Source organism: Granulosicoccus sp. 3-233 (assembly GCF_052681095.1).
In genome coordinates, this window is sequence record NZ_JBQYLE010000008.1 from 84,124 (window position 1) to 107,230 (window position 23,107).

Here is a 23,107-nt window from a genome sequence, read left to right on the forward strand (position 1 = left end):
ATTCAATTGGCAGCATCATGATGAGTTCAACAACATTGTCATTCAAATCCATCGGACTGCTGCTATGCGCCGGTCTGGTGATTATCGGTGTCGGGATTGTATCGTCCAATTTCCATATCCACGCGCAGGCGACCGAGTCACTGCAATCCTGGGAAGATTACAAGTTCGGACCCAAGCGCAAGGGCGAATTGATAGGTACCCTGCAGCTTTATCTGGGAGATGAATCCCTGTCACATGCTTTCGAGGAATTCCAGCAGCACGACGATGACGAGCATCTGCATCACATTGAAAGGAGTATTGTGGCTGCGCGAGTCGCTCTGTCTGAATATGCTGACATGCCCATGGATCCGGTCGAGTCGGCAGCTCTGGACGATATCGAGTCGGTTCTCGAACAATTCAGTACGGCCGTGGCATCGTTCGAGTCGCATGCTCAGACAGACTCCCGGTTGCATGGCCAGGAAGAGGCAGCAGAAATAAGTGATGCCGCTGCGGCTCGAGCGCTGGATGTCCTGAAGGCAAGGATGTCCGAGGAGTTGGCAACTACAGAGACCGAACTCGAAGATCACCTGGTTGCGATCAACCGCATTACCTGGATATTCTCGATTGTCATGCTGGTGATGCTGTCGCTCCTGGCACTGGGATTGATGGCCACATTTGGCAGTGTCAGACGCAAGGTGGGTGGAGAACCGGATCGCATTCTGACCATCGTGAACCGTATCGCCGAAGGTGATCTGTCCGAGATGTTGCCCGAGGCTGGAGCCGATACCGGGATCTACAACGCCGTTCATCAGATGCAGTTGAAATTGCGGGAATTGAGTATCGATCGGGCGGAGACTGCAGCCAGGACACTGCGTCTGAAACTGGCTCTGGACAATGCGTCTGCCTCGGTGATGGTTGCTGACGAGAACAGTGACATCATCTACATGAACAAGGCTGCCGAGACACTGTTTGCCGAGTCCGAATCGGAGGTGCGTCGAAAATACCCCGATTTTCGTGCCGACGGTATCATCGGACGCAGCGTGGATCTGTTCCATGCCGATCCGGTCAAGAGTCGGGAAATCATCGACTCGCTGCGTGAAAAGCATGTGGTCAATACCAGCTTTGGCAAGATGACCATCAGACTGGTTGTCAACCCGGTGTTTGATGAGCAGGGGAAACGCCTGGGTACCATCACCGAATGGTTCGACCGGACCGAAGAATTGAACAATGAGGAAAAGGTGCAGGAACTGGTGGAGGCGGCTGTGCAGGGGGATCTGAGCCGACGTATCGACGACCGGGAGATGGGTGGCAGCTTCGGTAGGCTGGTGGCCGGCATGAATCAGTTGATGCAGACCAATGAGCAGGTGATCAGCGACATGCAGCGTGTCTTCGGCGCGCTGGCCGCGGGAGATCTGACCGAAACGGTCAGTACGGAATACAAGGGTGTCTATGATCGTCTGAAGCAGGATGCCAACAAGACCGTGGCACAGCTGACCGATATCATCAGCAAGACCAAGCGTGGAGCTGCCGTACTGTCGGAATCATCCGGTCATCTCAAGCGTACCAATGATGAGCTCAGCAGGACTGCCGAGGAGGCGGCAGATCACGCCAGTGTGGCCACCGATGCCGCCCGGCGGGTCATGCACAATGTGGACAATGTAGTGGGCGCTACCAGTGAGCTGAACGGTTCTGTTCAGGAGATCTTCAAGAACGTCTCGGAGGCTGGCAATGTGGCCCGCGAGGCCGTCAAGCTCGCTCACAGTACTGATGCCCAGGTCCGTAATCTGACGGTATCCAGTGGCGATATCGGCAACGTCATCAAGGTCATTACCTCGATTGCCGAGCAGACCAATCTGCTGGCGTTGAATGCCACCATCGAAGCGGCTCGTGCGGGAGAATCGGGCAAGGGCTTTGCGGTCGTCGCCAATGAAGTCAAGGAACTGGCGAAAGAGACTGCCAAGGCGACCGAGGAAATCGCCTCCAAGGTCACGGCGATACAGAGCGATAGTGACAGCGCAACTCGTGCGATCGGTGACATTCGCGACATCATCGAAACCATCAGTCAGTTCCAGAACACCATTACCAAGGCGGTTCAGGAGCAAAGCGATATCACCTCGCGCATCAGTCAGGATTCCAGTGATGCTGCCAGCGGCAATCAGGAGATATCACGCACATCGGAGATGGTCATACAGGGTAGTCGCAGCACGCTGTCGGGAGTGAATCAGGTACAGACGTCCACGGATGAGCTGGCTCGAATGGCGGTCGAACTGGACGAGCTTGTTGCGCGCTTTCAGATCAATGATTGATCAGCTGCTCGGCCATGGTCTGCAGCCGCTGTCCACAGTCGCCTGCGATTTTCAGCGCCGCCAGTGAGTCGGCACGTGTCATCCCGTCATTGAGCAGCACGATGGGCTGGCCGTTGTTCTGCGCGGCTCGACAGAATCGAAAGCCGGAGTACACCATCAGCGATGAGCCGGCCACCAGCAGGGCATCGGCCGAGGCCAGTGCGCCCATCGCTCGCTCGACCAGTGCGCGGGGAACATTCTCGCCGAAGAACACGACATCCGGCTTCATCAGTCCGCCACAATGCGTGCAGGGTGGCACGTACATCTGCTGCAGATCCCCGGGTTCCAGATCGGCATCTCCATCGGGTGCATGAGCGGCGGTCAGTGATGCCAGCCAGCTGTTGCCAGCCAGCAGCTGTATCTGGTAATCGTCTCGACTCAGCGATTCGGCGCACTGAATGCAGCTGACCGTGGCCAGCACACCGTGCAGGTCCAGCACATCTTCATGCCCGGCTTTCTGGTGCAACTGATCGACATTCTGAGTCACCAGCAGTGTCAGTCGGTGGGCCTGCTGCAGGCTGGCGAGTGCATGATGAGCCAGTCCGGGCCTGGCACGGCTGAAGCTCGGCCAGCCAACGAAACTTCTGGCCCAGTAGCGTTTGCGAGCGGCTTCATCGGCGATGAATACTTGCCCGGTGATGGGCTGACGACGCTTCCATTGTCCGCGACTGTCACGATAGTCGCCCAGGCCCGAAGACGTGCTGCAGCCGGCACCGGTCAGTACGAACAGGCGAGGATGCCGCTGGACGAAGTCCAGCAGCTTGAGATCGTCTGAATCGGTCATTGCAGGGCAGGATTATCGACCAGTCCGTCGACATTGAACGGGATGCGCGTTGGCCAGTTTGACAGCTTGACAAACCCTCTGACGTCGTAGGCTATCTCTCGTTCATTGTTGTCCGTTGCCAGCAATAGCTGACCAAGCAATTTGTTGATCCGGGTATTGACCATGATTTCGATGGTTGCGTCCTCGTGTGCTGGCAGATTGACGCGTTCATTGCTGACGCCCTGCGCCAGCTCCTTGCCATCGAGAGCTGCCACGAAGTTCAGGTACTGCAATGGCAGGTCGTAGTCATTCGGATTGCCGACCTTGAGTCTGAAGGCGAGTTGTTGGCTGCTCAGACTCATCTTGACTGCTCGGATGGACTCGATCTCGACGTCCGGGGGCAGTGGTTTGCTGCGGGGAATCGACTGACAGCCGGCCAGCAGAAGTGCCAGCAGCATGAGCAGAACCGATAGTCTGAAATGGCGTTGCATGATGGACCTTGCGGCTGTCTGCATTGTGATTCCCTGTCTGTCTGTACATTCCAGCATCAACCTTACCCCAGGTCTCCGAGCACGGCCTGTACCATGCCAATGCAGGCAGGGCCCGCCGTTTCCGTACGCAGGATGCGTGGACCGATGGTGACCGGTGTCAATCCGGCCTCGACGGCCATGCGGATTTCATCGGGGTCAAGTCCGCTCTCGGGGCCGATGAGCAGGCCGATATCGGGTCGCCGCCCGGGTGATGCCTCGTGAGCGACAGATGCTGCGTCTGTCGGTAATTCATGCAAGTGTGTCACCAGGGAACCCGTGGCGGTCGGGTCCAGAACGTAGCAGTGTTCGGGCAGATGCGTGTTCTCGCCGCTGGACAGCTCGTTCAGCCACTGCTCCAGAGTGACCGGTGATGCCAGCGTGGCAAGCTTTGCTCTGCCGCTCTGTTCACAGGCGCTGACCAGAATGGCTTGCCAGTGTTCGAGTTTCTTCGCGGTGCGTTTTTCATCCAGGGCCCGGGCTGCCTGCCGGGTGTACAGAGGCTGTACATGATTGACGCCCAGTTCCACCGATTGGCGGATACTGGTGTCCATGCGATCGCCGCGAGAGATGCCCTGCAGCAGGCTGATACGCACCGGTGACTCGGTGTCGGCCGGGCGCGCTTCCTGCAGTTCCAGCAAGGCACATTTGCCGGCTGAGCGCTGACCGGTATCGATCACGATTGCCCGGTAGTTGCAACCATCGCCATTGAACATTTCGATGGTGTCGCCCTGGCGAGTTCGCAGTACGGTCACCAGATGGTGGCTGGCGGCCTTCGACAAGGTGAGCTGTGAGTTTGCCTGCAGCTCACCCTGATGATGGAAGCGGGCAATGCGGGCGGAACGGGTACTTTTCTTCATCAGCGGCGTCTGAGTCCGAGCAGGCCGGTACGTGCCGAGAGTTCGACCTTGTCGGCCAGTGTCTGCCGGCTACGCTCGCGCAATCGGCCTATGCAGTGGGCAAATTCACGGGTAGCGCCTTCGCTGTCGATGTCGCTTCCGTCCGGGTAATAGGGTTTGGTTGCCAGCTTGACCAGATAATCGTTGCTTCTGCCATCACGAAAGCGTTCGAGCAGTCGTGCGGTTGTCATCTGCGGGTCACTGTCGCAATAGCCGATCAGTTTGAGCAGAACATCGGCACCGGGCAATTGCGGGTTGATGTCGAAGTCGTCCGCCGGTACCGTGCTCACGACCTGGGGGAACTGCAGGCACAGGAGTACAGCACGGCTCATGGGTGTCAGGCCGCTGTCCTTGCCGCTTGGTGTTCGGGATGGGCTGGCAGGCCGCTGTGGTGCTGCCGCCTCCCTGGAAGTCGCCGGTTTGCTACCCAGCGACAGACCGATCAGGGCTTCCAGTCGTTGCAGGGCCAGCTGCTTGTAAACACCTCTGGGAATCGTGGCCAGCAGTGGTTTGGTCTTCTCGGCAAGGCTTGCCTTGCCACCGATACTGGTCATGTCCAGTTCACTGGCCAGGTGCTGATACAGATAGTCGATGATGGGAATACGGGTGCTCATCAGATCCCGAAATCCGGCTGCCCCTCCGGCTTTCACCACTGAATCCGGGTCCTCGCCATCGGGCAGGAACAGGAAGTGCGCATCGTGGCCATCCTGCAGGCAGGGCAGCGTCGCCGTCAGGGCTCGCCAGGCGGCAGCGCGCCCGGCACGATCGCCATCAAAACAGAAGATGATATTGGGTACCACCCGGAACAGGGCTTCGGAATGCTGCTGGTTGGCGGCTGTACCCAGGGTTGCCACGGCGTTGTCGATACCGTGCTGGGCAAGCGCCACGACATCCATATAGCCCTCTACCACGATGGCGGCCGCGGCATCCTGTGCCGCCTTGCGGGCCTCGTACAGGCCGTAGAGTTCGCTGCCCTTGTGAAACAGCGGCGTCTCCGGCGAGTTCAGGTATTTCGGTTCCTGATTGTCGAGCACTCGTCCGCCAAAACCGATGACGCGTCCACGTCGGTCGCGAATGGGAAACATGATGCGCTTGCGAAATCGCTGATAGGGGCGTTTGCCGCCATTGCCCTGGATCAGCATGCCGGTCTTGAGCATCGCGGCCTCTTCTCCGGGAAAATGGGTCAGAAGGCCATCCCAGCCGTCCGGTACATAACCGATGCCGAAGCGTTTGGCGGTCTCGCCGCTCAGTCCCCGAGCCTTGAGGTAGTCGATGGCCTCGGGCGACTTGCGCAGCTCCGACTGATACCAGGCAGCGATGGATTCCATCAGCGTGTACAGGGGTTTGCTGTCGTCACGAACCTGCTTGGCCTGCGCATTGCGCGGCACTTCCAGACCGACACTGTCAGCCAGTGATTCGATGGCATCCACGAAATGCATGCCTTCGTATTCCATCAGGAAGCCGATGGCATTGCCATTGGCACTGCAGCCGAAGCAGTGATAGAACTGCTTGGTCTGACTGACGGTGAAGGAGGGGGTTTTCTCGTTGTGGAAGGGGCAGCAGGCGCTGTAATTGCTGCCGCTTTTCTTCAGCGTGACGCGTTTGTCGATCACGTCGACGATATCCACCTTTGCAAGTAGATCGTCAATGAAATGTTGTGGTATCTGCCCGGCCATTGGCAGAACTATACGCCTTCCGGACAGCGGCGACGAGGCCGAGACCGGTGCTTGTGTGAACTGCGTGCACCACGGGCGGCTGCCCGTGGTGCACGCCGGTTTTCAGACCGGATCAGGCCGCATGTCCGAGCGTGGCCAGCAGTTCGCTGAGCTCCGCTGCCTTGGGCTTGACCATCCAGAATCGCGAAGCCAGAGAGTAGAAATCGTCAACCATCTGCTGTCCCAGGCTACTGTGGGTTTCTGCCACGTGATCTTCGATCAGGGTCTGCAGATAGTTGCGATAACGCTCCATGGATTCCGAATGCAGACGATGGATGTCGATGAGTTCGTGGTTGTAACGATCGACGAAGACATTGTGACGATCGAAGACAAAGGCCAGTCCGCCCGTCATGCCGGCACCGAAATTCACGCCAGTTTCACCCAGTACAACCACGCAGCCACCAGTCATGTATTCACAGCCGTGATCGCCGATACCTTCTATCACGGCAATGGCGCCACTGTTGCGAACTGCAAAGCGTTCTCCGCCCAGTCCTGCCGCATACATCTTGCCGCCGGTGGCACCGTACAGACAGGTGTTGCCCACGATGGTGGAGTCACGCCCCGTGAAGCGGGCATCCGAAGGTGGTCGAATGACGATCTTGCCGCCGGCCATGCCCTTGCCGACATAGTCGTTGGCATCACCATCCAGATACAGGTTCAGTCCACCGGCATTCCAGACACCGAAGGACTGACCGGCGGTGCCGGTGCAGTGGATGTTGATCGGGTTGGCGCTCATGCCGGAATCACCATGAACTCTGGCAATCTCGCCGGACAAGCGAGCTCCGATGGAGCGATTGATGTTCTTGATGGGGTAATGGAAATCCCCACCGGACTGTTTGCGGATGGCTGTCTTGCAGTCGGACACCATCTGTTCCGCCAGCAGACCCTTGTCATGCGGCACATTGCGTTCCACCATGCAGAAGCGTGGCGCATCTTCCGGGATGCCACCTGTGGACAGCAGTGGGGTCAGATCGAGTCGTTGCTGTCTGGGCGTCTGGCCCTTGGCCGGCGTCAGAAACTCCGGATGCCCGATGATGTCGGCCAGATTGCGAACACCCAGATAGGCCAGGTGACGGCGCACGTCTTCGGCCACGAAACGCATGTAGTTCATCACCTTTTCCACGTTGCCGTGGAAATGACGCATGCGCAGCACCTTGTGTTGAGTGGCCACACCGGTGGCGCAGTTGTTCAGGTGACAGATACGCAGATACTTGCAGCCCATGGCAATCATGGGGCCGGTACCGAAGCCGAAACTCTCGGCGCCCATGATGGCCGCCTTGATGACATCCAGACCGGTTTTCAGACCGCCGTCGGTCTGCACCCGCACCTTGTCGCGCAGATTGTTGGCACGCAGTACCTGATGGGTTTCCGACATGCCCAGTTCCCACGGAGAGCCGGCGTACTTGACGCTGGTCAGTGGTGATGCACCGGTTCCGCCATCGTAGCCGGAGATGGTGATCAGATCGGCATAGGCCTTGGCCACACCGGCAGCGATGGTGCCCACACCGGCTTCGGCAACCAGCTTGACCGACACCAGCGCTTCCGGATTGACCTGCTTGAGATCGAAGATCAGCTGTGCCAGATCCTCGATGGAGTAGATGTCGTGATGCGGAGGCGGTGAAATCAGGGCAACGCCCGGATTGCTGTGACGCAGTCGCGCGATCATCTCGTTGACCTTGTGTCCGGGCAGCTGACCACCTTCACCGGGCTTGGCACCCTGGGCAATCTTGATCTGCAGGACTTCGGCGTTGACCAGGTAATGCGGTGTGACACCGAATCGGCCCGAGGCAATCTGCTTGATCTTGGACATCTTCAGCGTGCCGTAACGCGCCTTGTCCTCGCCACCTTCACCCGAGTTGGAGCGACCACCGAGCCGGTTCATGGCTTCGGCCAGCGTCTCATGGGCTTCCGGTGACAGCGCCCCCAGCGACATGCCGGCGGAGTCGAACCGCGACAGGATGGACTCGACCGATTCCACGGCCTCCAGTGGAATGGAAGGCCCTGCGGGTTTCAGGTCGAGCAGGTCGCGCAGCATGGCCGGACGCCGCTCGTCGACAGTCTTCTGGTAGACGGTGTAATCATCATAACTACCGCTGGTGACGGCCGCCTGCAGTTGTTGGACCACGTCGGGGTTGTAGGCGTGGTATTCGCCGCCGTGGATGTACTTGAGCAAGCCGCCCTGGGATACACCCACCTGTGGGTTGAAAGCGGCCTGACCCAGTATTCTGAGGTCATCTTGCAGGTCGCTGAAATCCATGCCCTCGATGCGACTGGTAGTGCCGGAGAAGCACAGCTTGACCACATTGGAATGCAGCCCGACGATTTCGTAGAGCTTGGCACCGCGATAACTGGAGATGGTGGAGATACCCATCTTCGACAGAATCTTCATCAGGCCCTTGTTGATGCCCTTGCGGTAGTTCTGCTCCAGCTGAGGGACATCGCTGGACGAGACTTCGCCGCGACGGGCCATGCCATGGATGGACTCGTAGGCCAGATACGGAAAGACGCAGGTGGCACCGTAGCCCACCAGTACCGCTACCTGGTGAGAATCCCTGGCAGTGCCGGTTTCGACCACGATGTTGGCGTCGCAGCGGCAACCGGCGTCGATCATGGCGCGATGTACGGCACCGGTTGCCAGCAAGGCGTGTACCGGCAGCATGCCACTGGTCAGTTCCCGGTCGCTGAGCACGATGACCACTTTCTGGTCTTCGGTAACGGCCTTGATGGACTCTGCACAGATGCGACGAATGGCTGCTTCCAGCGATTCCTGCTCGGGATCGTATTGCAAGCCGATGCGGAAGTGCGAATAACCGGGTTCATCGTCCATGACCAGCAGCGTCTCGAACTTTTCGCTGGACAGGACCGGAGAGCGCACCAGCAGGCGATTGGCATGATGGTGGGTTTCCCGGAAGAGGTTCTTTTCGCGACCGAGACAGGTTTCCAGAGACATGACGATGGTCTCTCGCAAGGGGTCGATCGGCGGATTGGTCACCTGGGCGAACTGTTGCCGGAAGCTGTCGTACAGGGGGCGAACATGCTCGGACATGACCGGGAATGGTGTGTCGTCCCCCATGGAGCCGACTGCTTCCTGGGCACCTTCAGCCAGGACTCGCAACACCTGATCACGCTCTTCGAAGCTGACGTTGAACATCTTCTCGTAGATGGCCAGCTGGCTGTCTTCCATGATGGGAGTGGACTGGGCCACGTCGCGCAGGCGTGAACGCAGATGACGTGAATTCTTCTGCAGCCATTTGGCGTAGGGCTGGCGGTGCTTGAGCAGATCGCAGACATCCTGGGGCAGCAGCAGGCGACCGGACTGGGTGTCAACAGCCAGCATTTCACCGGGCTTCAGGCGGCCTTTCTTGATGATTTCACTGGGCAGATAGTCGTGCACACCGACTTCCGAGGCCAGTGTGATGTGACGATCCTTGCTGATGACATAGCGGGCCGGGCGCAGACCGTTGCGATCGAGCACGCAACTGGCGTAGCGACCATCGGACAGGACCACGCCGGCTGGACCATCCCAGGGCTCCATGTGCATGGAGTTGTATTCGAGGAAGGCGCGCAGGTCGGAGTCCAGCTCCCAGGTGTTCTGCCAGGCTGGCGGCATCAGCATGCGCATGGCGCGGAAGATGTCGATACCACCGGCCATCAGCAGTTCGAGCATGTTGTCCAGTGACATGGAGTCCGAGCCGGACTGGCTGACCAGTGGCAACAGTTCGTTGAGTTCAGGCAGAACCGGAGAACGCAACTTGGAAGCACGGGCATTGGCCCAGCTGCGGTTGCCCTGAATGGTGTTGATTTCACCATTGTGCGCCAGATAGCGGAATGGCTGAGCCAGGCGCCACTGTGGCAGGGTGTTGGTCGAGAAGCGCTGGTGGAAGACGGCGATGGACGATTCCAGCGACTCATCTTCGAGATCGACGTAGAACGTGGCCAGATACTCGGGCATGACCAGTCCCTTGAAGAGGATGACGTCGCTGGACAGAGAGCAGACGTAGAACTCGGGGTCCTCATCACGCAGTTCGATTTCCGCACGGCGACGAGCCACGAACAGATGACGGTTGAATTCGGCCGAATCCATTTCCTCGGTGGCGGATACGAAAATCTGTTCGATGCCCGGCACGCTGCGCTGGGCTTCCTCGCCACAGGCTGACAGATCGGTTGGCACGACGCGCCAGCCGTTGACTTCCAGCCCACGCGCCTTGCACTGATCACTCAGGACTTTCTTGGTTGCGGCGGCCTTGTCTGCATCGCGGCTCAGAAAGACGATGCCGGTGGCAAACTCACTGCGCAGTTCGATACCGGCATCCTTCGCTGCACGGCGCAGGAATTTTTCCGGTTTTCGCAGCAACAGGCCGCAGCCGTCACCGGTCTTGCCATCCGCGCCGATGGCGCCACGGTGCGTCATGCGTGCCAGCGAGGTTATCGCCGTGTTGACGAGCCAGTGGCTTGCGCGACCGTCCATCTGCGCGATCAGGCCGAAGCCACAATTATCGCGCTCGAAGTCGGGTTGATACAGGCCATGTTCGGCCAGATTGTCCAGATACGTCATAATTTTCGACCGGTATAAGCCAGAACGAGGGGCGAGACGATATGCGATGCAATTCGCCAGGCGGCCGGGCATTATACCGAGTCAGAGAGGACTTGATTTCACCCGAACTCGGGCAAGTGCAGAAAACTTCTATTCTGCACCGTTTGCCATGCACCTCATGCGCCGAAACGAAGCGTTGTTGCGCCCATTTTGCACCGTCGTGGTGCGGTTGACGGCTATTGGGCCTTGAGCACGTCCTGTACTCGTCCGACGTTGCGGATCCAGGGCTGGTCCGTCACTGCGGAATCCGGCATCTGCTCCACGGCGCTCTGAGCTTCCTCGAATGTGGAATAGAGTCCGTGCAACAGGGCATACCAGGTTTCACCGCGTCTCTGGAAGGTGTAGATGGAATTGGGAGCAGGCAGCACGTCGCGATTGCGCTTGAGAAAACTCTCGATGGACGGACGGTCGCGAGAGGCACTCATCTGCACCGTGATCTTGCTCGAGTCCTGCACCAGGATCCAGGTAGGGGATTCGAGAATATCGACCAGTTCGGGGTCGACCTCCGGTGTTTCGTCGTTGCTCGCCGGTTGGGTCGCTGCGCCCACGGCATCGTTGCCCGGGTTGCTGTTGACGTTCACCTCCGCTACCGGTTGAACCGGCTCGGCAATGGCGGTGTCAGGAAGTTCGTCGAGTGTGTCAGCCGGTGTGTCAGGCAGCAGGTCGGCATCGCTGAGGGTGTCAGCCGGGCCGTCTGCCGACAGATCGTTGCCGGCTGCAGGGTCGGAGTCATTGCCTGCTGGCGTGACTGAGGCGGCAGGATCGGTTGCCGGATCGTTCAGGTCGTTGCCCGCCGGCTCGTTGGTCGCCACTGTTTCTGCTGCGGAGTCCAGCGGGTCGGAATCGACGGCCTCGTTGGCCGTGTTGGCTGCGTCGTCTGCGCTGGAGGCTGCCGTGGAAGACCGGGAGGGGCTGGGGATTTCCGGGACCAGGGACTCGATGGCTTCCGAGGTGAATGGCACGACCTGGCGCTCTTCGACAATACGCAGGCCCGGAGCGTCCTCGTCGATATCGTCTGCAGGCTCTGCGGCAGGTTCGATCACGTCATCCGTGCTCGAGTCTGGCTCGTTGTTGTCGGCACCACTGCCAAGACTGCTGGTGGGCAATGGTGTCGTGGTTCCGGCGTTGTCCGCGTAGCGTTCTTCGTCATCGGCAGCATCCGGGGTGAACATCAGCAGACCGCCGAGAATGAGGGCAATGGCCAGTGCGCCCAGCCCGAACTTCGCATTGCGCGATTGCAGCAGGGGCGGCTTGCTGACGCTGTGCAATTCCTCCAGAGGCGGTTGCATCGTCGGGTCGTACAGCTGGTTGAGCACGTCGGCTGCGGCCGGGTGAATGCCGCCAGGCAGTCCGCCGGACTGGGCGATGATATCGTCCAGATCCTGATCGGAAAAAGGCAGTTCTTCCGTGTAGCCGGCCTGCTGCAGACGGAAAGAGAGGTATTCGACAGCCCGTTCAGAGTTCATGCCTTCGATGGTCAGGCTGGAGTAGGGCAGGTCGGCACCTTCGGGCAGCAGATCGGGGATGCGATCCTCGAATTCAGGGGGGGCTGCCAGCGCCACGCGCATCAGTGTTTCATCCTGACTGTTGACATACAGCATGCTGCTGAGCAATTGAGTCAGTTCGGTTTCGCTGATCTGATCGGCATCGTCCAGCACGATGGCGCTCAGTGTGTTGCGCGCCACCATGGTCTGCAGGCAGGGGAGCAGTTCGTCCAGAATGTCCTTGAGGCTCTCCGGCGGCTTGCGCTTGAAGGCCTCCAGCATGCCGGCGAACAGATTGAGGGTGCTGAACCGGGGACTGCCCTTGACAGCGAAGCACTGGATGTTCTGCCCGCTGTTGATACCCAGCTGATGCAGCAGCACACTCTTGCCGGACCCGGTTTCGCCCAGAATCAGCAGCAGATCATCGCCGCTGACCAGTGCCTGTTTGACGTCGCCCAGCTGTTCCAGGCTGGTATCGTCGATGAAGGTCTCCGAATCGGGCGCAGCAGGGCCGAACGGCTGCTGGATCAGCTGCAGCGCGGATAGAGTAACGTCAGACAGCAGGGCGGGCTGCTGGATGTCCGATGCGTCCTGTGACGGCATGCTTGGCAACTAGAACTGTGGATGCGTGATCTTACTATAACCGTGAGGGAGGTCGCAGGATGTCAGGGGGTAAATGACCGTTAATTGACCGGTCATTGGCTCTTGACAGCCCAGGCTGCCCCGAGCAGGGCGGTTTTTCTGTCAATCGGGATCCTTCAGCCCGCAAAATGCGCCAAAGTCGCATGCAGTGCGCGCTGATCGTAATCGGCGCTGACATGAGCCTTGCCGATGCTGTCAAGCAGGATCAGCCGGATATCGCCGGCATTGGCTTTCTTGTCGCGGGCCATATAGCGCAGAAAGGTCTCGGGCGTCATGTCGGAGGGTGGTGTGACTGGCAGGCCTGCGCGTACCAGTAACTTCAGACCGCGTTCCCGGGTGGCTTCATCGATCAGTTGCAGGCGGACCGAGGTATCCAGCGCCATGGCAATGCCGGCACTGACGGCCTCTCCATGCAACCAGCGCCCGTAACCCATGGCGGCTTCGATGGCATGGCCGAAAGTGTGGCCCAGATTGAGCAGCGCCCGCAGCCCGTGTTCGCGTTCGTCAGCTTCGACCACACGTGCCTTGATCTCGCAGGAGCGGCGCACGGCTTCACCGGTTGCATTGGTGTCACGCGCCAGCAGAGCGTCCATGTTGTCCTCCAGCCAGCGGAAGAAGTCACTGTCGATGATGAAGCCGTACTTGATGACCTCTGCCAGTCCGGCCCGCAGTTCGCGTTCCTCGAGTGTGGCCAGCGTATCCATGTCGGCGATCACGGACACCGGCTGGTGAAAGGCCCCGATCATGTTCTTGCCCAGTGCATGGTTGACGCCGGTCTTGCCGCCGACGGAGGAGTCGACCTGCGCCAGGAGTGTGGTCGGCACCTGAATGAAGTCGACACCCCGTTGATAGCTGGCGGCGGCATAGCCCGTCATGTCACCGACCACGCCGCCACCGAGCGCAATCAGCGTGCAATTGCGATCGAAATTTTCCTCGAGCAGGGCGGTGAAGATGCGGTTCAGCTCTTCCAGGTTCTTGAACGATTCACCATCGGGAAGAATGACGCTGGAGGACGGCAGATTACCCAGACATGCCAGGGTCTTGTCCAGGTACAGCGGAGCGATGGTTTCGTTGGTGACGATCATGGCCCTGCTGCGCACCTGCCCGGCAAGCAGGCCGTGCTGTCCCAGCAAGCCACTGCCGATATGGATCGGGTAGCTTCGATGTCCGAGATCGATATTGACGGTTTGCATGGTCAGCAGCATGTAAGGCGTGAACAGGAAGAACGCCTAGTGTAATGCAAGCCGACAAGTGATCAAGTCATGTTGTCGGTTGGTGATGCACCAGTAATCCGGGGCGAGGCAGGCGACGACCGACAGGGGCGGCTTGCCATGGTCGGACTATTCGCTTTCGGGCCGTCGCAATGGCTCGCAACCGCCAATCTGCTGGTCGGTGAGCTCCGGCTTGCTGGCTGATGGGTCCAGGCTGATGTCGGCCTTCTTCAGATGCCTGAGGATGCGAGAGACCACGTGATGCATCCGGCGTGAATCGGTGGAAATCTCGGCATCCGCCACCGATTTGTAGATTGGTTCACGTTCTTCCATCAGTGCTCGAAGCCGGGCTTCCGGATCGGGTGTCTGCAACAAGGGGCGGTTGGCATCGAATCCGACCCGTCGCAGTTGCTCCTTGATGTCTACCTGCAGCAGCAGCACATGACCACGGGACATCAGGTGTTGTCGGTTTTCCGGTCGCAGAACGGCACCGCCACCGGTGGCCAGGACAATACCGGGGAGTACTGTCAGTTCGGCAATGATGCGCGCTTCGCGTTCACGAAAGCCGGCTTCGCCTTCGTAGTCGAAGATGGTGGGGATGTCGACACCGCAACGGGCTTCGATTTCGCGGTCGCTGTCGACGAAACGGTAACCGATCTTGCGGGCCAGGGCTCGACCAACGGTACTCTTGCCTGAGCCCATCGGGCCGACTAGAAAAATGCTGGTCATGGCGCAGAGGATGTTTTGGACCGTTGCATGATACATAACAAACGCGGATCAGATCATCCGGGTCGGTGATGCTGGCCGATGAATTGGCCGATCCGGCTGACAGGGCTGTGCTCGGTGAAGCCGGTCAGGCACTATCGGACAGGTTGCCCGGCAGACGGGGGCAGGATCGGACTGATGCGGCGCGCATGAAAAAGGCCCCGGTCTTGCGACGGGGGCCTTGTTCTCGATCCACTGTTACGGTCTGTCGGTCAGTAACTCAGTGACACGTTTTCCTTGATGATCTTGGGTGTCACGAATACCAGCAGTTCGGATTTATCGTCCTGGCTGGTGGTGTGCTGGAACAGGCGTCCTATCAGTGGCAGGTTGCCGAAGAAGGGCACCATGTCGACCTCGTTGAGCAGTGTCTGCTCGTAGACGCCGCCCAGTACGACCGTCTCACCGTTGTTCACCAGTACCTGAGTGCTGATTTCGCGAGTATCGATACTCGGTACCTGCACGGAACCGGAGGAGAAGATCTCACCGACGGTATCCTTGTTGACCTTAAGATCCATCACGATGCGATCATCGGGCGTGATCTGCGGCGTGACGGTCAGTCCCAGTACGGCCTTGCGGAACGAGACCGACGTGGCGCCGCTGGACGAGGCTTCCAGATAGGGGATCTCGACCCCCTGTTCGATATAGGCTTCATGCTGATTGGCCGTGATGACGCGTGGACTGGAGATGACCTCACCGGTGCCTTCTGCCTGCATGGCCGAGAGTTCCAGTTCCAGCAAGGTGCCGAAGGGCAGTTTGGCCAGAGCAACCCCCAGTGTACCGGCGGCATTGTTGCCAGGCAGATTGACATTGAAGCGACCGTCGTCAACGGTATCTCCATTGATCAGGTCCTGGATGCCGTTGGCGTTGCCTGACAATGCAAACCCGCTACCGGTGCTGTCGCCACCGGGGTTGACCGTGTTGCGGTTCAGTCCCCAGCGTACACCGATGTCCTTGTTGAAGGCATCAGAGGCAATGACGATCCTGGATTCGATCAGGACCTGACGAATCGGTACATCGAGGCGGTGTACCAAAGCCCGGATGTTCTCCAGTTGGTCGACGGTGTCGGTGATCAGCAATGTGTTGGTACGTTCGTCGACCGTGACACTTCCGCGCTCGGTCATCATGCCGCCTTCCTTGGTCTGGAGCAGTGTGGCCAGCTCGGAAGCCTTGGCGTAATTGGCCTGGAAATACTCGGTGCGCAGGGGAGCCAGTTCGGTCTTCTGCTTCATGCCTTCCAGTTCGATACGTTCGCGATTGGCAATCTCCTCGGCAGGGGCGATCATGATGACATTGCCCGCCTGTCGCTTGCCCAGGGCCTTGGTCTGCAGGATGATGTCCAGCGCCTGATCCCAGGGCACGTTCTTGAGCCGCAATGTCAGCTTGCCCTGTACCGAATCACTGACCACGATGTTCAGGTCGGTGAAGTCTGCCAGTAGTTGCAGTACCGAACGCACCTCGATGTCCTGGAAGTTCAATGAGAGTTTCTCGCCGATGTAGCCGAATTTGGCCTTGCGGTTTTCCTCGATTTCCTCCTTGCTCATCGGCTTGAGTTCGACGGTGAACATGTCATCCGACTGATAGGCCAATTGTTCGAATTCCTGGGTTGCAGGTTGAATGACCACCCGGGTGCCACGCTTGTTGGAAATGGCATCGATGAACTGCACCGGTGTGCCGAAGTCCATGACATCGAGGCGTTTCTGCAGCTTGGCGGCCAGTTGTGTGTCGGGGAATTCGACGATCAGGCGACCACCTTCCTGGCGCATGTCGGTCACGACACCGGCGGACGAGAGGTTGAACATGATGCGTCCTTCACCCATGGGACCGCGCCGGAAGTCCAGCGCATCAATGGTATTGCTGCGCGGCTTGATCGGTCCGCTGGTCAGCAGCGGGCCGGTTTCCTCGACGCCATTGGCTGCGGCCAGTTGCGCCGGCTCTGTCGGCTCTGCGTTGCCGTCGGAATCGAGCGTCACCAGCAGCTGATTGCCACGTACCGATGTGGAGTAGGGGGACAGGGCGGTCAGATTGATGACCACTCGTGTGCGACCGCCAGCTTCCACCGCAGTGACGTTCTGCAGCAGTCCGGAGCTGATGGCGATGCGACGCTGATCCAGTTCATTGGAGGTATCCGCCAGATCCAGCGCGATGCGTGCCGGGTTGTCGATCGTGAAAGCCTTGGGCGTTTCGGCAGGGCCACTGAGTGTCAGGGCCAGCTGCTGCTTGTTGCCCGGCAATGAGACATGACTGATATCGACCAGTGAGTTGCTGGCAGCCTCCAGTTGCTGGCAGGCCAGAACAATCCCTGCCATCAGTGCCAGGCTTGCGGCTCTGACAGTCATGCGGCCTCTGTTCCGGCTGATGGGGTGAGTTTTCTCACAGACTTGAGTTTTCAACGTATTCTCCGTGTTCATCCTAGTCTTCAGACATCGCGAGTTGAGCATCGCGATTGACCCAGCCACTGAGACCATCAGCCACCAGCTCGACTATATCTATCTTGGTTTCAGATACTTTTACGATCTTGCCGTGGTTCTGCCCGGCATAGTTCCCCGGCTGTACACGATGAATCGTTCCATCGGGATCTCTGACGAGACCCCAGGTCTGTGACTTCTGCTGAAGCAGACCTACCATCTTCAGAGCATCCACCGGATAGCTCTCCAGGGGCTCGCGACGTCGTGATGCTTCCGGTCGCGGTCCGTTGTACTCCGCCTCGGCGACCACCGGAGAGGAATTCAGGTCGGTCTGTGGACGGAAGGGATCTCGCACATCCAGAGCATCGTAGGTAAATGTCTGGTAGGGCGGGAATTCGGGCAAGGGGTCAACCTTGCCATGATGAGCCTGTTTGGTCTCGACAATGAATTGTTCGAGGTCGGACATGTCACCACCGCAGGCGGTCAGCATGCTCAGACAAGCGAACAGCGGTATGAGTTTCAACCGTTGCATGGCCTATTCGTCCTCCTCGATATAACGGTAGGTTGTCGCCATGAGATCCATCTTCAGCCTGCTGGATTCGTTGACATTTCTGGAACTGTTCCTGGGGGAGAGTTCGGCGATGTCGATGTTGCTCAGGGTGACGATCCGCGGCAAGGCGGCCAGACCGCTGATGAACTTGCCAAACTGGTGGTATTGCCCGGTCACGCTGATACGTATCGGGTACTCGGCGTAGAATTCTCGCGGAAGCTCGCTTTCGGGCTTGAAGAATTGCACTTCAAGGCCGCTGGCGACGCTCGTCTGTGACAGGTCGACCAACAGGCTTTCGATATCGGTCTTGTTGGGCAGTTGGCGCAGCATCACGTTGAAAGTCTTCTTCATTTCTTCCAGCTGTTCGACATAGGCCGTTCGGTTGGCAGCCTTGGCCTGTTCGCTGTCAAACTTGTTCCGCAGTTGTATTTCCTGTGCCTCGACCACCTTGAGCTTGTCGAATTGCGGCTTGATCATCAGATGAGCCATGCCGCCGATGACTGCTGCGCAGGCCAGAATGATCAGGAAGGCACGCAGAGCAACAGGGGCCGTACCGATACGCTTGAAGTCCTCGCCGTCTATTTTCTGCAGTTCGGCGATGGTGTCGCTAAATGCCATTGTCAGACTCCTGTTCCGTTTTCGGTCTGTCCTGTATCACGCTGAGCTTGAAGGTGGAAATGTTGTCGTCCTTGTCCGATTCGATTACCTCCAGGCGTGGCCTGGTGAAGTACTCGCTGCGATCCATGCGCCGCATCAATGCAGAGACTCGGGCATTCGATTCGGCTCGGCCTTCCAGAACCAGCTGCTTTTCACCCTGTTGCTTCATGCTGGTCAGGAAGATGCCGTCGGGCAGGCGTGTGGCGATTTCGTGAAAGGTGTGAACGATCTGTGGGCGCTGTCCCTGCAATTGCTGGATGATTTCCATCCGGGCCAGCAGATTGTTCTTGGTTTCCTCCAGCTCCTTGATCTCCTTGAGCTCTTCCTGCAACAAGGCGATCTCGGTATTGAGTCTTTCATTGCGCTTGGTCTGGAAGTTGACCTTGTCCTCGGCAAACTTGAAGCCGGCGAAGCCGACTCCTGCTGCCAGTGCCATGCAGAACGCCAGCACCACATAGAACTCGTTGTTCTTCTCGACGCGATGGGTCTCGCGCCAGGGAAGAAGATTGATGCGTGTCATTGATCGGCTCCTCGCATGGCCAGTCCGCAGGCAATCATCATTGCCGGTCCGTCGCCCTTGAGGCGTTGAGTGGGAATGTCGGAGGCAACGGTCATCTGGCTGAACGGGTCGGCGATGACGGTCGGTGTTCCGATACGCTGTTCGATCAGCTCATCGACTCCGGGTATTCCCGTACACCCGCCAGCGAGCACGATCTGGTCAACGTAGTCGTTCTTGTCGGCGGAAAAGAAGAACTGCAGGAAACGATTGGCCTGCTGCACCATCAGATCCCTGAACGGGGTCAGAACCTCGGGATCGTAGTTGTCAGGCAATCCGCCGACTCGCTTGACGCGACCTGCGTCTTCGTAGGAAAGACCGTAACGGCGCATGATTTCCTCGGTCAGCTGTTTGCCGCCGAAGGGTTGTTCGCGGGTGTAGATCAGTTGCTGGTCGCGCAGTACACACAGGCTGGTCATGCTGGCCCCGACGTCGAGAATGGCCACGGTCTGGTCCTGTCCCTCGTGGGGCAGCTGGTGCTTGATCAGCTGGAAGGCCCCTTCGGTGGTGTAGGGTTCGACATCGACGACCTTGACATCCAGTCCGCCGATTTCCGCAGCTGCCGTTCGATCTTCGACATTTTCGCTGCGAGACGCTGCGAGCAGGACATCTACCATGCCGTTCGCCTCCTCGGAGGGGCCCAGAACCTGAAAGTCCAGATTCACCTCTTCGAGCGCGTAGGGTATGTACTGATCCGCTTCGAGCTGGATCTGGGCATCCATCTCGTGATCCTTCAGATCGTCCGGCATCTGAATGACCTTGGTGATAACCATGGCACTGGGAACGGCGACAGCGCAGGCCTTGGTTCGCGAGCCGGAACGTTTCACGGCGCGGCGAATCGCTTCACCCACTGCCTCAACGTCCTGCAGGTTCTTTTCGTTCACCGCATTGGCCGGCAAGGGCTCGACGGCGTAGCTCATGACCTTGAACCCTTTTTTCGAAGGCTTCAGTTCAAGCAGCTTGACCGAGGTTGCGGTGATGTCCAGGCCGATGAGGCCTGCGTTTCTGGATGATAATTTGAGTGCCATGTCAGGTTTAGCGCCCATTCCGTGAAATCCCTTAGGGCTGGTCGAGGTTTTTCCCGTCCAACTTCACGACCTGGTTCACATTTCTCCGTAAGTAGCTGTTAGCAGCAAAATTCAACCTGACGGGCAGAAGCGAGCTTCTGTCACGCCAGTGGCGGTGTTCCGGGGTACGATCCGACGGCTTGGATGAAAAGGCGCATATTGCGGAAGTGCCGGACAAGTTTTACTTTCGTGTACTGGCCAGTTGATATAATTCGGGCAATCACTTACCTAAGCGGCGAGTCAATGCCTTCATTCTCTGGTTCTAGACGCAGTCACCGCCGGTCAGGGCGCCGTTCTCGCCGTTCCCGGCGCGCCGGTTCCCGTGGCGGATGGCTGGGCAGGATATTCAAGTGGCTTGCCATTGCCGGTGCGTCGCTGGGAATACTTGCCGCAATGGGAATTGGTTATCTTTATTACACGATAGCTCCCACCCTGCCGGACGTGCAGCAGCTGCGCGAAGTGCAGTTGCAGCTGCCATTGCGCATCTTCACGGCCGAAGGCGACCTGATTGCCGAATACGGGGAGAAACGCCGGGAACCCGTCATGATTTCCGAGGTCCCGGACAGCCTGAAGAACGCCATCATTGCGGCAGAAGACCAGACGTTCTATACACATCCCGGTGTGGCCTGGCAGGGTCTGGCTCGCGCGGCCTTCTATCTCATCAAGACGGGTCGCAAGGGGCCGGGTGGCAGTACCATCACCATGCAGGTGGCGCGTAACTTCTTCCTCACCAACGATCGCACCTACGATCGCAAGATTCGTGAAATATTTCTCTCCTTCAAGATCGAAAGCGAGCTGGCCAAGGATGAGATTCTCGAGCTGTACATCAACAAGATCTACCTCGGAACACGTTCCTACGGTTTTGCGGCAGCTTCGCGCGTCTACTACGGCAAGCCGATCTCGGAGCTGGAAGTGGCAGAATCCGCCATGCTGGCCGGTCTGCCCAAGGCACCTTCGCGATACAACCCCATTGTCAACCCGGAACGGGCCCTGATTCGCCGGGATTATGTCCTGGGCCGCATGGTTGCGCTCAACATGATCGACCAGGCGACCTACGAAGACGCCAGATCGAGGCAGGTGACAGCCCGATTGCACTCTTCGGAACCCGATGTGGAAGCCGATTACGTGGGCGAGATGGCCCGATCACGGGTCGAGCAGCTGTTCGGCAAGAACTGGGCAAATGCCGGTTATCGCGTGTTCACATCGATTCGCTCGGACCAGCAGCGGGCTGCCAACAAGGCGCTGCGCACGGCTCTGTACGACTATGAGCGTCGCCATGGTTACATCGGGCCCATCACCCGGCTTGAGGAGGCAACACTGGCAGACCCCGAGGCTCTGTCGGCGGCTTTGGAAGAGTTGTCCAACCCGGGCGATCTGGTGCCGGCGGCGGTGATGTCTCTGGGCGACGACAATACGGCCACCGTCCGGATGCCCAACGGCATCGAGCATGTGTTGCCGTTCGAGGATGTCGAATGGGCGCGCCAGCGCATTTCCATCGATTCCAGAGGTGACGAGATCACGCAGGTGTCCGAGGTGTTGGCGGTGGGGGACGTGATTGCCCTGCAGCAGCTGGAGGATGGTTCGGTCAGGTTCGTGCAGGAGCCCCATGTGGAAGGTGCCTTCATTGCCCTGCAACCCGATACCGGGGAGATCACCGCTCTGGTGGGAGGGTATGACTACTATCGCAGCAAATTCAACCGGGCCACGCAGGCACGACGTCAGCCCGGTTCCACCTTCAAGCCCTTCATCTACTCCGCGGCACTGAATGCCGGCGATACAACGGCGACCATCTATAACGATGCTCCCGTGGTGTTTCATGACAGCGCCCTGGAAGGTGAGTGGCGGCCGTCGAACTACAGCGGACGCTTTTTCGGTCCGACGCGCTTGCGCGAAGCACTGGTGAAATCCAGAAACCTGGTGTCTGTCAGGGTGCTGCGGGAAATCGGCATTCCGTATGCCGTGGATTACGCCCAGCGCTTTGGCTTTGCGCCGGGGCATCTGCCACCGGATCTGTCGCTGGCGCTGGGCAATGCATCGGTAACACCGATGGAGATGAGTGGTGCCTTTGCGGTCTTTGCCAATGGCGGTTACAAGGTGACGCCTCACTTCATCGAACGTGTCGAAGACCCGCGTGGTCATGTCATCTACAGCACGCCCAAGGTGGTTTTCTGCGACGATTGCGATCCGATGTTCGCCAACCCGCTGGCCTCCGAGCTGGGAACCGAGGGCGGGGCGGACGAGCCGGCCAGCGGAGCCGCCACTGCGGATGACGAGAGCCTGGCCGCTCTGCTGGACGAAGATGCCACGGCGGAGGAGAGTGCAGCCGCCAGTCTGGAACTGAAGAAGGTGCAGCTGGACACGGTGGATGCGCCGCGAGTCATCGATGAACGCAATGCCTATCTGATGACCAGCATGATGCGGGAAGTGGTGCAGCGTGGCACGGCTCGTCGTGCTGGCGAAGCGCTGCAGCGCGGCGATCTGGCCGGCAAGACGGGCACTACCAACAATCAGCTGGACGCCTGGTTTGTCGGTTACAACCCGGAAGTGGTGGCTGCGGCCTGGATCGGCTCGGACGGTCTGGACCCATTGGGTCGCGGAGAGGCCGGTGGTGTTGCCGCTCTGCCGATGTGGACCACTTTCATGGCCGATGTGGTTACCGGTACACCTGAAGAGGAGTTCACACCGCCAGAGGGCATAACCACGGTACGCATCGATCGCAAGACGGGTGAGCCCGGCGCTGGCGACAACACCATGCTGGAGCTGTTCATGGAAGACAATATGCCCGACGAGGCCGCCATTCGTCGTGCTGCCGCTGCGCGTGAATCGGCCGAGGGCGAAGCTGCGCCAATGGCCAAGAGTCGCAGTGAAAAGGTCGAGGAGGTCGAGCAGCTGTTCTGAGGTCAGTCAGCGGAGTCGTGACCGGATGCGGCAGGGTTGCGCACTGCCGC

The 23,107-nt window shown here is 59.0% G+C and carries 15 protein-coding genes; 2 read left to right on the top strand and 13 right to left on the bottom strand.

The genetic code is table 11. The annotated features are described in order from the left end of the window. The first annotated feature begins 17 nt into the window (after window positions 1-17). Window positions 18-2,285 (top strand): methyl-accepting chemotaxis protein, encoded by a 2,268-nt coding sequence (locus ACUNV4_RS20015; protein ID WP_430880382.1) that lies wholly within the window; start codon window positions 18-20, stop codon window positions 2,283-2,285. Here the strand turns inward: ACUNV4_RS20015 and ACUNV4_RS20020 are convergent. From ACUNV4_RS20020 to ACUNV4_RS20080, 13 genes are all read right to left on the bottom strand, one after another. Continuing rightward, entirely contained in the window at window positions 2,275-3,108 is an 834-nt protein-coding gene (locus tag ACUNV4_RS20020) for an NAD-dependent protein deacetylase (protein ID WP_430880383.1), read from the bottom strand. The genes ACUNV4_RS20015 and ACUNV4_RS20020 overlap by 11 nt on opposite strands. Continuing rightward, window positions 3,105-3,602, bottom strand: coding sequence for an LEA type 2 family protein (locus ACUNV4_RS20025; RefSeq protein WP_430880384.1), 498 nt, complete (start codon window positions 3,600-3,602; stop codon window positions 3,105-3,107). The genes ACUNV4_RS20020 and ACUNV4_RS20025 overlap by 4 nt, the downstream gene beginning before the upstream one ends. A 38-nt stretch (window positions 3,603-3,640) precedes the next feature. After that, entirely contained in the window at window positions 3,641-4,474 is an 834-nt protein-coding gene (locus tag ACUNV4_RS20030; RefSeq protein WP_430880385.1) for a 16S rRNA (uracil(1498)-N(3))-methyltransferase, read from the bottom strand. Next, window positions 4,474-6,189: a DNA primase gene (gene dnaG / locus ACUNV4_RS20035; RefSeq protein ID WP_430880386.1), complete on the bottom strand. Its 1,716-nt coding sequence runs from the start codon at window positions 6,187-6,189 to the stop codon at window positions 4,474-4,476. The genes ACUNV4_RS20030 and dnaG overlap by 1 nt, the downstream gene beginning before the upstream one ends. A gap of 112 nt (window positions 6,190-6,301) precedes the next feature. Then, on the bottom strand, window positions 6,302-10,783 hold the full coding sequence (gltB, locus tag ACUNV4_RS20040; RefSeq protein ID WP_430880387.1) for a glutamate synthase large subunit: 4,482 nt from the start codon (window positions 10,781-10,783) through the stop codon (window positions 6,302-6,304). 215 nt (window positions 10,784-10,998) lie between these two features. After that, window positions 10,999-12,909 (bottom strand): AAA family ATPase, encoded by a 1,911-nt coding sequence (locus ACUNV4_RS20045; RefSeq protein WP_430880388.1) that lies wholly within the window; start codon window positions 12,907-12,909, stop codon window positions 10,999-11,001. Window positions 12,910-13,064: 155 nt separating this feature from the next. Continuing rightward, window positions 13,065-14,141 carry a 3-dehydroquinate synthase gene (gene aroB / locus ACUNV4_RS20050; RefSeq protein WP_430880389.1) on the bottom strand — a complete coding sequence of 359 codons (1,077 nt, stop codon included), beginning with the start codon at window positions 14,139-14,141 and terminating at the stop codon, window positions 13,065-13,067. 147 nt (window positions 14,142-14,288) lie between these two features. After that, complete coding sequence (locus ACUNV4_RS20055) at window positions 14,289-14,888, bottom strand: shikimate kinase (protein ID WP_430880390.1); 600 nt, start codon at window positions 14,886-14,888, stop codon at window positions 14,289-14,291. A 248-nt stretch (window positions 14,889-15,136) separates the two neighbouring features. Beyond that, window positions 15,137-17,260: a type IV pilus secretin PilQ gene (pilQ, locus tag ACUNV4_RS20060; protein WP_430880391.1), complete on the bottom strand. Its 2,124-nt coding sequence runs from the start codon at window positions 17,258-17,260 to the stop codon at window positions 15,137-15,139. A gap of 73 nt (window positions 17,261-17,333) precedes the next feature. Next, a complete protein-coding gene (locus ACUNV4_RS20065) occupies window positions 17,334-17,861 on the bottom strand; it encodes a pilus assembly protein PilP (RefSeq protein ID WP_430880392.1) in 528 nt (175 codons plus the stop codon). Between the two features lie 3 nt (window positions 17,862-17,864). Beyond that, on the bottom strand, window positions 17,865-18,497 hold the full coding sequence (locus ACUNV4_RS20070) for a type IV pilus inner membrane component PilO (RefSeq protein WP_430880393.1): 633 nt from the start codon (window positions 18,495-18,497) through the stop codon (window positions 17,865-17,867). After that, complete coding sequence (locus ACUNV4_RS20075; protein WP_430880394.1) at window positions 18,487-19,056, bottom strand: PilN domain-containing protein; 570 nt, start codon at window positions 19,054-19,056, stop codon at window positions 18,487-18,489. Before ACUNV4_RS20075 ends, ACUNV4_RS20070 begins: the two co-directional genes overlap by 11 nt. Continuing rightward, a complete protein-coding gene (locus tag ACUNV4_RS20080; protein WP_430880395.1) occupies window positions 19,053-20,120 on the bottom strand; it encodes a pilus assembly protein PilM in 1,068 nt (355 codons plus the stop codon). The genes ACUNV4_RS20075 and ACUNV4_RS20080 overlap by 4 nt, the downstream gene beginning before the upstream one ends. Window positions 20,121-20,552: 432 nt before the next feature. Here ACUNV4_RS20080 and ACUNV4_RS20085 point away from each other — a divergent pair, with 432 nt between their 5' ends. After that, on the top strand, window positions 20,553-23,057 hold the full coding sequence (locus ACUNV4_RS20085; protein ID WP_430880396.1) for a penicillin-binding protein 1A: 2,505 nt from the start codon (window positions 20,553-20,555) through the stop codon (window positions 23,055-23,057). The last annotated feature ends 50 nt before the right edge of the window (window positions 23,058-23,107 follow it).